The sequence below is a fragment of the Vibrio crassostreae 9ZC13 genome, from assembly GCF_000272045.2.
In the GTDB taxonomy this organism is placed as follows: Bacteria; Pseudomonadota; Gammaproteobacteria; order Enterobacterales; family Vibrionaceae; genus Vibrio; species Vibrio crassostreae_C.
Genome location: NZ_AJYZ02000042.1, coordinates 214,047 through 226,540, shown reverse-complemented (window position 1 = coordinate 226,540; position 12,494 = coordinate 214,047). Strand labels below are relative to the sequence as shown.

The following is a 12,494-nucleotide window of genomic DNA, read 5'->3' as shown; positions in this document are numbered from 1 at the left end:
ATCGACTAAGGCTAGAATTAACGGTCGAGTTGATAGATTTCCAACAACTGCGGGACAACGGCTTGTGGAGAGTATTGGTTTTTCACGGTTTCTATCGCGTGACTCTTGAGAGAGTTACGTTGCTCGTTCGTCAATGACATCCACAAAGATAAAAACTGTTCTAGCTCAGCTTCTGAATTTGCAAGGTAGCCGTTAACTTGATGCTCGATGAGTTGAGGCAAGTTACCAACTGAGGTGGCGAGAACGGGAATGCCACGAATCATGGCTTCTAATGCCGCCATAGGTAAGCCTTCAAAGCGAGAAGGGATGATTAACAGATCGATTTGGCTCCAGACGTCGTCCATATTGGTCTGATGCCCATGAAAGGTCACATTATCAGGCTGCGATTTAACTAAGATGTCCATTTCTGGCCCGTCACCAAAAAGCTCAAACCGAACATCAGGAAACTGTTTGGCTAATGCAACAAATCGATCAGGCGCTTTTTCATGGCTCAATCGCCCCACAAAACCAACATGGAATGGGCTTGATGAAGGGGAGCTTGTTAACCCGGTTGGCATTTTAACAAAGTTATTCAATTGATGGGTTTGACTCGGCACTTTCGCTTTAATCTTTTCACTGACCACGAGCGACTGATCAGAAAGAAAACTGCTGTAACGGTCGAGCCAATCATAAAGCCATACTTTGCCTGTTGGGGTTTCACCTGCGTGATAAGTGGTGATTTGCTTTGTGTTGTTGAAACGAGGCGGAAGCTTGATTAACTTGCTGACCAAACTGGCTTTGTAACCATGAGCATGGATAAGCCTTGGTTGATAATGTTGAACTGCACGTTTCAGCTGTGTCGCGCTATTGCCATTTGAATCTACAGAACATGAGGCTAAATCGGAGAGGTAACTAAAAGGGATGTTCAGCGCATTCAACTTTTCAACGATGATCGCTTCAGGATTAAACTTAGTCAAAAGAACGATACGAACAGCCTCTGAATACTGAGCGCTTTCCGATATCAGGCCTTGTGCTAATTCTAAAACATGCGTTTCTATGCCTCCAAAAGTTTGGCTGTCGATCAACAGCCAAATCTCATGAAGGTTTATGTCGAGTACACCTTGGTTAGGCTTGATTGTACTCATCTTCCGATTCCCAAGCCTGTTTCTTACGATAAACAGTAGAAGGGCTAAGTTCTAACAGCACAGCAGCGTTTAACACATTCCCATCGCAATGATTGATGGCATGTTGAATGGCTTCACGTTCTATTTGCCACATTGGACGAATAGCACCTTCGCTTGTGGTAAATGCAGGCGTCATCGGCTCGTTGTGAGCTTGAGCAACTGACGATTGTTCCAACTCTTCCGGAGTAATCGGTGGCAACTTAGCTTCTGGTGCTTCAACAACTGCAGGTTGAGGCGCAGTTACTCGAATTGGTGTCACTGATTTAGATGATGGAGCGGCATCTACTTTATTCATCGGAGGCGGTAACATGTCTTTAGTCACGCTCGTTTCATTGTTCAACACCACGATGTTACGGATGATGTTTTGCAACTGACGCACATTGCCTGGCCACGCATAACGTTTAAGTAGATTCTGCGTTTCTTTGTCTATTGATTTGAACTTCTTCTTGTCTTGCTTCGCGTAAAGTTTCAAGAAGTGATTAGATAGGGTGACAATGTCACTTCCTCGTTCACGAAGCGGTGGCATTTCGATAGGCACAACGTGAACACGATAGTAAAGGTCTTCTCTAAAACGTCCTTCTTCTACTTCAACCAGTGGATCGCGGTTGGTCGCACAGATAATTCTGACATCCACTTTAATCTCGCGGTTGCCACCGAGTGGAGTAAACGTACCAGTTTGCAAAAATCTGAGGAGCTTCTTCTGCATCTCCAGTTCCATTTCACAAAGCTCATCGAGAAATAGGGTACCGCCATGCGCTTGCATTGCTGCACCTTTCCGGTCGGTTGTCGCACCGGTAAACGCACCTTTAACGTGACCGAAGATTTCACTCTCCATTAGGTCTCGAGGGATAGCGCCGCAGTTAATGGCCACGAAGGGTTTACCATTACGCTGACTCTCTTGGTGAATGGCTTCCGCACACACTTCTTTACCTGTACCACTTTCGCCGTTAATAAACACGCTGGCAGTGGTTGGTGCTACCGAATCAATGATCTTGTAAACCGCCTGCATGGGTAGGCAAGAGCCAATGAAATTATGAAAACGATCACGATCGAATTTGCTTTGCATGTTATCGACGAGGTTTTCGAGTTTCGCTCTTTTTAGATGCAAGCTAACAGAGGTCTTGAGTCGATCGGCTTGAATGGGTTTCTCTAAGAAGTCTTCTGCACCGCGTTGGATAAGGTCTACCGCGATGTTTACTGAACCATGCGCTGTCGCGATGATGACAGCGGTCGGTATTTCGTTAGCAGTAATCCAATCTAAGACTTCTTCGCCTGGCATGTCAGGAAGCTTAAGGTCGAGAATCACAAGCTGTGGAGAGTGCCTTTCAATGAAGGTCTTAGCTTCCGCGCCGGTTTCGACGTGGAAAATATCATAGGGCTCGTCTTTTACGTACTGCTTGTAGAGTACGGCGAGTGAGGTGGAGTCTTCAACTAACAATACCTTAGGGCGCATTGTGTATTCCTTTTGAAACTTTATCCTAACCAATCAATAACATAGTGATATGCAACCATCAATACGAGTCTTGTGTATTTGTTATCTACCACATGCAATCTTTTAAGAAGCGGCCTGTATAACTTCTCGCATTGCTGTTCATGATGGAGCCCATCTTATGGCGACTATATTAATAACGACTGTTTTGAGTTTTTAATCTGATACCGATAATGAACATGCAAAGCTAGCTGAAGCCTGCCTCTTTCCTTTCAAGCAAGGCTTTTATTGAACGCTCTGCGAGCTCTAGTAATTCATCAACTTGTCGAAATGCCGCATCATGACTCTGTTCTAAACATAGCTTTTCTAAAGCTCGAGCTAATTCACCCAAAGGGCGATTACCTAACGAAAGCGCTGTGCTGCCGAGAGTGTGGACCTCGAACTCAAGTGTTTGAGCGTCTTTCTGCGTGACTGCCTCTTTTATAGCGACCAAGCGTGTTTGTGATTCTTCGACATAATGGTCGATCAAGATAGGGATAATGTCCGCACTTGTATCGCGAATCATTTGCTCCAGAACGCTTTCATCGACAAGCTCGCTCACTTGTTGTGAGTTTAGATTTGTAGCTGCGTCTGACGCTAAAGTAGAATTCATCAAACTAAGTCCTTTTATTGAGCTTAATATCTGTTAATACTATTAAGTTTTAGTCATTTTCTAGAATAATTTCAACTGGTTGCCGTACAAATAGAGCATTTAATTGGCATCTCACTCATCTTGCTATTGGGTTTGTGACAAACCTAACGGACTGATTTTATTTTGCTTTCTCTTATGAAATATAAACTTAGGTGCCTATAAAGCCTAAGGTGCGGGTAGATCTCAGAAGAAAACGAGCCCGATACAAATAAAAAAGACCACTGCAGTGAATTAACAACAGTGGTCTTAGAGCGGGGTAAGCAGTTTGGGCTAATCTAAATAGCGATAACGCAAATAGCGATAATTTAAACAGCCGAGCTTTAAATCACGAAAAGTAGGACTACGAAGCTTTATCAATCTTTGGCTTTGGGTCGGCTTCTACTTCTTCCTCGCTACTTTCTGAGAAGATATCAGCAACAGCGCTTCTCTCGAGTTCACCTTTTAGATTACCGTCTTCATCAACAACTGGAAGAGAGTAGTCACAAGACATAGTGTCCGGTAGCACTTCTTCAATCACCGCATCTGGTAAGATGGCAGGGACTTCTTCGTATATCTCATCACTAAAATCATGTACCGATGAATCTTCAACTGCGTCTTGTAGGCTCTCTTGTGTGACTAGGCCTTGATAGCCGTCATCCGTTACGTGATAAGCGTAATCGTTTTTCAGCATCTTCATCTGTGCCAGAGCACCTTCAATCGTTTCTGATGTGATTCGATACAGAGGAGGCTGCATAACGGTTTCAACGGTCAGTGCACGAGCACGGTTTACGTCTTTCACGAACGCTTCCACGTAATCATCGGCTGGATTTAGCAGAATCTCATGTGGTGTGCCTTGTTGTACTAACTCGCCGTCTTTCAAAATTGCGATTCTATCGCCTAGGCGGAGTGCTTCGTCCAGATCATGTGTGATGAAAACAATCGTCTTATGAAGCTTCTCTTGAAGTTCGATAAGCTGATCTTGCATTTCACTTCGAATCAAAGGGTCGAGTGCCGAAAAGGCTTCATCCATTAACAAGATTTCAGCGTTAGTACACAGAGCGCGAGAAAGGCCAACACGTTGTTGCTGACCACCTGAAAGTTGCACAGGGTATTGCTTGCCGTAACCTTTCAAGCCCACGGTTTCTAACCATTCGTTGGCTTTTGCTAAACGGTCTTCTTTTTTGATGCCTTGTACTTCCAACCCGTACGCAACGTTTTCAACCACAGTGCGATGAGGCATTAAGCCAAAGCGTTGGAATACCATCGACATTTTATGACGACGGAACTCTTCTAGCTGTTTAGTGTTGAGGCTCATCACATCAATGCCTTCAACCATGATTTTACCTTGAGTCGGGTCAATCAAACGGTTGAAGTGGCGAATCAGCGTCGATTTACCCGAGCCAGAAAGCCCCATGATAACGAAGATTTCACCACGGTTAATCTCAAGGTTGATCTCTTTCAAACCAACGGTATGACCCGTATCCGCAAGAATCTGATCTTTGTGTTCGCCGTTTTGAACTCGGTTCATAACAGACATTGGTTTCGGTCCAAACACCTTGTACAGACCACTAATTTCAATCAATGGTTTAGTCATGCTTGAATCCTCCTAAATGCGCATTAGTTCTTCTTGCGTACGCTTGTGAAGCGCGGTCAAAAAGGATTGCGAGGGCAACGATGGCGAAACCATTCATCAAGCCTAATGTGAAGTACTGGTTAGTAATCGATTTGAGAACCGGTTGTCCTAGGCCTTTCACACCAATCATGGATGCGATAACAACCATAGACAGTGCCATCATGATGGTTTGGTTAATACCCGCCATGATCGTGGGCATTGCTAGAGGAAGTTGAACACCCCATAAGCGTTGCTTTTTGCTCGCACCGAAAGCGGTAGCGGCTTCAAGGACTTCTTTATCAACTAAGCGTATGCCTAGGTTAGTTAGACGAATTACAGGTGGAATCGCGTAGATAACCACGGCGATTAGCCCTGGAATCTTACCGATGCCCAGTAGCATTACCACTGGAATCAAATAAACGAACGCAGGCATGGTTTGCATGATATCGAGCATCGGCGTAACAATTGACTGAGCTCGATTTGAACGAGCCATCGCAATACCAATCGGAATGCCCAAGAATATTGAAACCAAGGTACATACAGTGATGATACTGAGCGTCCGCATGGTGTCTTCCCACATTCCAAAGTAACCAATGAGAAGTAGAGAAGCAACACAGCCTAGAGCCAGTTTCCAAGAACGGCTTGCTGCGTAGACAAGGCTGGTACACACAGCCAGGACTATAATCCAAGGTGTTGAGATAAGGAGTTTTTCAAACCAAACGAGGAATGAAAGAAGAGGGTCAAAGAGAGATTCAATCATTTCGCCGTATTCACGGGAAAATTCACGGTATGCGCCATCTAGCGTCTTTTTTATGGTTCGTAAATCACCGCGTTCCATCTCTGGAAAGCTTGATAACCAATTGCTGTCAGCCATTTTATATCCTTATAGTTCGGAGCCACTTGTCCATGCGATAAGAAAATCGCTAATGAAAAGGGCTCCGAATCATGAATAACATCAAGTATAGCGACGTTATTTCTGTTTTATTGTTGAAGCGTAATTACTTGTTATTAAATCAAGCTCTTACAGCTCTGCTTCAACTTTCTTAGCCACTTCTTCAGAAACCCATGGGTGCCATACTTCTGGGAATTCACTTAAGAAATGCAGACTCGCTTCTTCGCCATCAGCTTGGTTGTCTTCCATCCAAGCAAGTAGCGAGTTCATTTTGTCGTTCGTGAAACCACGTTTAGTAAAGTAGTCGTATGCTTCAGGAGCACGTGACGCAAAACTTTCAGTGGTAATCGTGTGAACAGGTGAAGGCGGGTACATGGTCGCTTTTGGCGATTCACAATCTTCTTTAGTGGTACAGTTAAGGAACTCTTCCTCATTAACGCCACTGCCAAAGTCGACTTTAACCATGTCGTATTTACCTAGCACAGCCGTCGGTGCCCAGTAGTAACCAAACCAAGCTTCTTCACGTTCATAAGCTTTTGCGATAGAGCCAGATAAGCCGGCACTCGAGCCTGGATCAACAATCGTGAAACCGCTGTTTTCTAGCTCAAGAGCATTAAACAGGTTTCCGGCGCTGATCTGACAGTTCCAGCCTGCAGGGCAGCTGTAGAATGCAGATGTATCTGGGTCTTCAGGGTGTTTGAATAAGCTTGCGTTTTTGCGTACGCCTTCGATGGTTGCCATTTCAGGGTACTGTTTTACTAGGTAAGCTGGAACCCAAAAGCCTTCTTCGCCGCCGTTCACAAGTGCTTTACCTGCGTAGCGAAGACGTTTTTCTTCAACACCTTTATCTAATGCGTCTTTTAAGCTGTTGCTCCAAAGTTCAGGTGCAACATCAGGCTGGCCTTTTTCGATCATAGACGTGCCTGTTGGCATAGTGTCGCCAGGGATAAGTTCAGCATCACACCCATAACCATGTTCAAGGATGAATTGGTCGATATTGGCGATCAGTGTTGCAGAGTTCCAGTTCATATCTGCGATTGTTACGCTGCCACATTCTCCAGCGTTAGCATTACCGCTGGCTGCTGCTACTAACAAAAATACGGAGCTTAACTTGTATTTCATATTGAGTTTCCTTTCTCTTTAATAATACAACTAAGGTAACCAAGGTAAATTGATTATCTAAATTGCTCGATGGTGATCCTTTCCGTGTATTTGAACCATTTGAGCAGAAGGAGGGATGGGTGAAGTTTGAATAGATAAACGTGCAAAGTCAGTGAAGTGTGATTTGCCAATTCATCCACTGTGTTTCAACAGCCATCGGATAACTTTGTCAAACTATTACAAATTCGTCAAAAACCACCTCTATTTATAATCTTAGGGAATAATCGTACGAATTCCATCTTTGATGCGATTTACATGGCACTTTAACCGTCTGTGTCACATTACCGCTAAAGTTAGGTGTGGGGCTGTTTATTTTTGAAGGGATTTAAAGGTGGTAAGACCATGAATGACGTGTGTGAAATGCGTTGAATGGTTTTTAAAATCTTATTTTCAATAATAATTTCGCCAAAAACACCCAATTTGGTTTTGGAGGTATTTAGAGTTGTCACGGCTTGAAATTTAATAGGATAGGTGGCTGTCATGGTATAAATGACAGCCATACAGTTGTACAAGAAAGTTACAGTGGCACGGAAAAGTTACATCGGCAGGTTCAAAAACTCATTTTGATACAGCTTGTTTGCCAAGCTATCGCGAAGCTTAACGGGGATAAATTTCATTCGATTGATTTGTCTGACCAACTCTTGTGCAAAGCTAGGCTTTTGTTTCATGTTCATCACGCAGCCCATTAGATTGATACTTTGTGCATCAAGCAGCTTTTTCGCTTGTTCTAGGTGGTGACTCGACGTTTCTCCATAGGCGACAACAATTAGTGTACTGCCACAAGCGCTCGCGACAGACTGCGCCGGAATATTGCCTTTGTTTATGTTGAGAAGCGGTGAGGTATCAATGATGACTCTGTCGTATTTCTCTAACCATTTGTTGACCACTTTTTGTAACGTTGTCGGATCTTTATAAGCCAATTGCGTTGAAGCAACTTGTGGAGCAGGTACACCGATAAACGTACGCTGAGATTCAACATGTTCAATCAATTGACCTTGCTGATTATCTTCTAGCATATTCAAATCTTTGAAAGCAGGGTTGAATAAGTTGAGATCAACATAAAGTGTTGAATGACCCGCAAGAAGAAAACGCTCAGCTAGTGCGGTTGCAATAGATGTTACGCCGTCACCTGAATGGCAGGCGGTGACGCATATTGATTTTTGGCCGTTAAGTTCAGAAGCTAAATACAGTTGCTCGACTTCGGCATGGGTCGCTGAAATTGTCATTATAAAGCTCCTATTAATACGATGGTGGTGGTGATACGCAGTATGTCATCAAGTCCGACGCGTGCTTTTTCAATAAAGCTTTCGCGACGGTCTGGGATGTAAATCGTGTCACCAGCGCGTAGCACCGGCAAATTGTAAATGTTCGCCGTTTTGCTGAATTCAACAAGGTCAAAAGTACGAGCCTGACCTTGGCAGCAAGACATATTGACGATGGTAATTTTTTCTACATAAGCATTGTCGGTAGGGCCTGCTGCTTCTGCCAGAATATCTAGAATGGTCATGTTGTCGTTGAACACATAACGCCCCGGATTGTTAATCGCACCAAGCACACGAACGGTTTCTTCTTTCGGTGTATCTAACCAGTTTTTGCCTTTCTCTGGGATGTAAATCGTGTCGCCAGTGGTTACGTTTGGCAGTAACGATTCGTCACCGGTTTCAAAGTACAGTGATAAGTTAAGTTTGCTTACTTGCGAATAGGTTTTGTCACGATGCGTTACTCGAACGTTGTGGATGTCGGCGTCCTTTGTTGGACCGTCAGCCGCAGACAAGATATCAAGGAAGTGCATGTCTTTGGTGAAGCGGTAACGACCGGGTGCATTCACTTGTCCAAAGATGTAGATCGAAGCATCAGAGCTTTGACGAACCCATTGTGATTTATTGTCTGAAGGATCTTGTGGCAAGTCGTGAACACGCACGATAGAGCCCGCTCGAATTTGTGGCATTTGGTCACGTGGCGCACCATTTCGAATAAAATCATCAAGGTTAAACACAACTAGCTTTCTACCAGTAACAACTTCGATTTTCGATGTGTCAGCGCGTAGCGTAGGGCCACCGACGTGTGCCAATAATCCCATGAAATTCATTTCATCTGACCATTCAATACGACCAGGTCGATTCACCTCACCAATCACGTTAACTGCTCTGTCTGGCGTGATTTTCAACCAAGACTTCTCGTTCATGTCGGTTTTCTCGGGAACGAAAATCGCGTCACCAGCTTTGATGCTAGGAGGGTTAGAGTTAGGTAAGCCTTCAGTGTAAGCCGCTAAATCGAATTTAAGCACTCTGCCATCTGCTTTGATAACACGGATTTGTCGTGACTCTGCAAATCGAGTTGGGCCGCCCGCATTCGCCAAGATATCCATAAAGGTCGCGTCTCTTTTGCCTTCAAAAGCACCAGGGGCTGCGACTTCGCCCATTACGTAAACCATGTTGGCGCCGGATTTGATCTCTTCTTCTTGCTTGGGAACGAAAATGGTCGCACCCGGGCGTAAAATTGGAAGCAGACTTTCGTCACCAGAATCTAAGTAACGTTTTAGGTTGAATAGCGTTGGGGTGTTGTTCGAAATCACTCGGATTTGCTCAACACTGGCATAACGAGTTACGCCGCCCGAACGCATAAGTACGTCGACAAGGTCGGTGTTCTCTTTGTAAGTGAACGAACCCGGCGCGTTCACCTCACCAAACACTTTGATGGAGTTACGAGAATCAGCACTGTCACCTGAGTTAGCAAGCTTTGCTGCGTCAAATTCTTGCTCGATGTTACCGACTAATGGAGAAGCTGGAACGAATAGTGAATCCAGTGATTGAAGAGTAGGTAATGCTGACTCGTCTCCTGAATCAAGGAATCGTTTGTAGTTAAACTCTTTCTTGTCTGCGCCTCGCTTAAGAATCAGCTTATCCAGTTGCGCGCCCGGGCGTAAACCACCCGCAGCGTAAAGTGCCATTTGGATGCTAGAACCTAATGCGAGAGTGTATTCACCAGGCTGTTCTACATAACCTTGTACGTAGATGATGATTTGCTGCTCTTTTACATAGACTGAAGCGTTCGAAAGATCTTTATAGGCGGTTGCCAGCGACTCTAGAACCACTTTGTTAAGCTGCTCACTGTCGTAACCTGCAACAAACACAGCGCCTACTTCAGGAAGGGTAATACGGCCACGCTTATCCACTTGGAACCCCGTGTTTAAGGTACTTTCACCGGGTACGTTAACTTGGATAAGGTCACCGACTTGAACCGCGTCTGAAAACTCATCGTTAGCATTGACGACATTCGCAAAGCATAACGGTAGGGTGATGATAAAAGCGATCAAGGATTTCATAATCCACCTCCCATTTTCTCGGCATTCTTAGGCGAGAAAATTTCAATACTTACTCGGCGGTTCGTTAAACGCGTGCCGTCGGATTCACCTTCAAAAAGAGGGACGGTTTCGCCAACAGAGACGGCTTTGATTCGTTGAGCGCCTAGTCCAAAAATAGTCAGGTAGCGTTCGACTTGTTTCGCTCGTCCAAGTGCTAACTTGTCGTTGTATTCTTCGGCACCCGTTGCATCAGCATGGCCGGTAACAACAAGGTCTAGGGATTTGTGTTCTTTAAGTAAAGTGGTCGCCTCGGCCAGTCTTCCCATATATTTAGGATTTACTTCAGTCGAGTTTTCCGCAAATTGGTTGTCAACATTAAGCAGGTCATACAACTGTTCAATAACCGACAGTTGCATTCTAAATTGATTTTCATTTTTTGGTGGCTCACAGCGGGCTTGTGAAGTTACGTAATCCAGTTGGACCTCAAGTTCATTTAGGCGTTTTCTTTGGATCACTAAGTCGTTGGCTGCATCCAGTAATAGACCGCCTTGAAGTTCACGAGCAATACGATTTTGCTTTTCGATTGCTTGAACAACAGCAGCTGGGAAACACCAACGAGCACCTTCTTGGATCAAAGCATCAAGGTGCAATTTAGCGAGCTGCCAATCAAAGCGTAATCCATGTTCTGGACCAAGAGGCTCGTCTGGCATGACAGGAGAGAAGTCTGAGTTTTGATAGTTAATAGAATCGTAACTTTCAGCCAAACCCCCTGTGCCTTGTTCAGGATAGCTAGTACAGCCACCCAGAACGAGAGCGGACAGAGAAAGGGCTATGTAGTTTTTCAGTATTTTCATGCCAACGTCCTATGTTTCTAATTTTTCTTATTATTTTTTTGTTACTTCTAGCTTAGTGGGTCTTCATGAATTTGCAGGATTTTTTGAATTTACTGGGATAGCGTGGCCAATACGTAGTAGGTTCATAATTTCAAGAGGCTGACCAGTCACATTTTCAAGTCGCATGTTGCGTTCGCGCTCAGTCAGACGTTTGAACATATAAACAATCGCGCCAACACCAGATGAATCTAAAAACTCAACCTGGCTAAAATCAACTTCGATTTCAGGGTGACCATCGTTAGAAATCACATCATCGATGTCGGTTTGTGCATCACGACTGCCTGCTGCATCCAGATCACCGAAAATAGAAAGTGTCAGTGTCGTTGTGTTTAAATCAGTCTTACGTAGTTCCATAGCGATATCTCCTTTTAAGTATGTATGGACAACTGCACTGAATGTGCCAACTTTTATGTTGTTATTTTTCAATAATTTATGTTTAGTACGAATTCCTATCTCAAATTGAGAAAAGACGTTTCTCAATATGAGAACTAAAAACGGCGGAATATATGAGAGTTATAGGTCATTAATTTAATGAATAAATGAAAAGGTTAGATAAGGTTGATGAGTGGATCGCATCTTCTAGCAAAGGTTGTCTACCTACGTGTCAGAACGCTTAGGATTAAAGGCGTTTGTTGACTACTACAGATATCAATACGGAGCAGATGATGAGATTAACTAAATTGGCGATAGCAACTCTATGGGCGTGTTCGCTTTCTTCTCATTCATCCTATTTACCTCCCGACCATTTGGTACTGGCCAATACATACCAACAAGGCATTGATGTTTCTGAATACTGGAAGAGTGAAAAGCTTGATGGGATTCGGGCTCTTTGGGACGGACAACATCTTTATACACGCAATGGTAATCGCATTTACTCGCCCAAGTGGTTTACTGAAAACTTGCCTAAGGTCCATCTCGAAGGAGAGTTGTGGGCAGGAAGGGGCAAGTTCCACCTTGTTCAATCTACCGTTCTCGATCATACGCCGAGTGACACAGCATGGCGCCAAATCGATTTCATGCTGTTTGATATGCCAGGCGCTGCGGGAGATTATCAAAAGCGCTATTACAACATTTTGCATTGGGTAAGCGTGATTGGAGAATCTCATGTCAGCTACATAGAACATGTACCAATTCACAGTGAAGAGGCTTTGTTTCATCAACTTGATAATGTCGATGAGCGTAATGGCGAAGGTTTGATGCTTAGAAAAATCACCAGTCGTTATCAAGCAGGCCGAAGTAATGATTTGTTAAAACTGAAAAGGCATCATGATGCCGAAGCCACAGTTATTGGCTACAAGGGTGGGACAGGGAAGTATAAAGGGATGATGGGTTCAATCTTGGTTCACACAGAAGAGGGTGTGGAATTTTAT

General features: G+C 44.2%; 11 protein-coding genes. 1 reads left to right on the top strand and 10 read right to left on the bottom strand.

Annotated elements, in window-relative coordinates; translation table 11 throughout:
- Positions 1–17: 17 nt before the first annotated feature.
- The 10 genes from A136_RS19630 to A136_RS19585 form a co-directional block, all read right to left on the bottom strand.
- On the bottom strand, positions 18–1,124 hold the full coding sequence (locus A136_RS19630; protein ID WP_017063896.1) for a glycosyltransferase family 4 protein: 1,107 nt from the start codon (positions 1,122–1,124) through the stop codon (positions 18–20).
- Entirely contained in the window at positions 1,105–2,616 is a 1,512-nt protein-coding gene (locus A136_RS19625) for a sigma-54-dependent transcriptional regulator (protein WP_017063895.1), read from the bottom strand. Before A136_RS19625 ends, A136_RS19630 begins: the two co-directional genes overlap by 20 nt.
- A gap of 223 nt (positions 2,617–2,839) precedes the next feature.
- On the bottom strand, positions 2,840–3,244 hold the full coding sequence (locus A136_RS19620; protein ID WP_017059589.1) for an Hpt domain-containing protein: 405 nt from the start codon (positions 3,242–3,244) through the stop codon (positions 2,840–2,842).
- Positions 3,245–3,623: 379 nt separating this feature from the next.
- The gene (locus A136_RS19615) at positions 3,624–4,856 is read right to left on the bottom strand and encodes a quaternary amine ABC transporter ATP-binding protein (RefSeq protein ID WP_017063894.1); all 1,233 of its coding nucleotides are present in this window, start codon (positions 4,854–4,856) and stop codon (positions 3,624–3,626) included.
- Positions 4,849–5,748, bottom strand: coding sequence for an ABC transporter permease (locus tag A136_RS19610; RefSeq protein WP_017059591.1), 900 nt, complete (start codon positions 5,746–5,748; stop codon positions 4,849–4,851). The genes A136_RS19615 and A136_RS19610 overlap by 8 nt, the downstream gene beginning before the upstream one ends.
- A 147-nt stretch (positions 5,749–5,895) precedes the next feature.
- On the bottom strand, positions 5,896–6,888 hold the full coding sequence (locus A136_RS19605; RefSeq protein ID WP_017063893.1) for an ABC transporter substrate-binding protein: 993 nt from the start codon (positions 6,886–6,888) through the stop codon (positions 5,896–5,898).
- 575 nt (positions 6,889–7,463) lie between these two features.
- The gene (locus A136_RS19600) at positions 7,464–8,153 is read right to left on the bottom strand and encodes a tyrosine-protein kinase family protein (RefSeq protein ID WP_017063892.1); all 690 of its coding nucleotides are present in this window, start codon (positions 8,151–8,153) and stop codon (positions 7,464–7,466) included.
- Positions 8,153–10,252, bottom strand: coding sequence for an SLBB domain-containing protein (locus tag A136_RS19595; RefSeq protein WP_017063891.1), 2,100 nt, complete (start codon positions 10,250–10,252; stop codon positions 8,153–8,155). Before A136_RS19595 ends, A136_RS19600 begins: the two co-directional genes overlap by 1 nt.
- Positions 10,249–11,085 (bottom strand): OmpA family protein, encoded by an 837-nt coding sequence (locus tag A136_RS19590; RefSeq protein WP_017063890.1) that lies wholly within the window; start codon positions 11,083–11,085, stop codon positions 10,249–10,251. Before A136_RS19590 ends, A136_RS19595 begins: the two co-directional genes overlap by 4 nt.
- A gap of 63 nt (positions 11,086–11,148) precedes the next feature.
- Positions 11,149–11,478: an STAS domain-containing protein gene (locus tag A136_RS19585; RefSeq protein WP_017059596.1), complete on the bottom strand. Its 330-nt coding sequence runs from the start codon at positions 11,476–11,478 to the stop codon at positions 11,149–11,151.
- Positions 11,479–11,789: 311 nt separating this feature from the next.
- On the opposite strand from A136_RS19585, the gene A136_RS19580 reads away from it, so the two are divergent.
- On the top strand, positions 11,790–12,494 hold a 705-nt coding region (locus A136_RS19580; protein ID WP_017063889.1), incomplete at its 3' end, for a DNA ligase.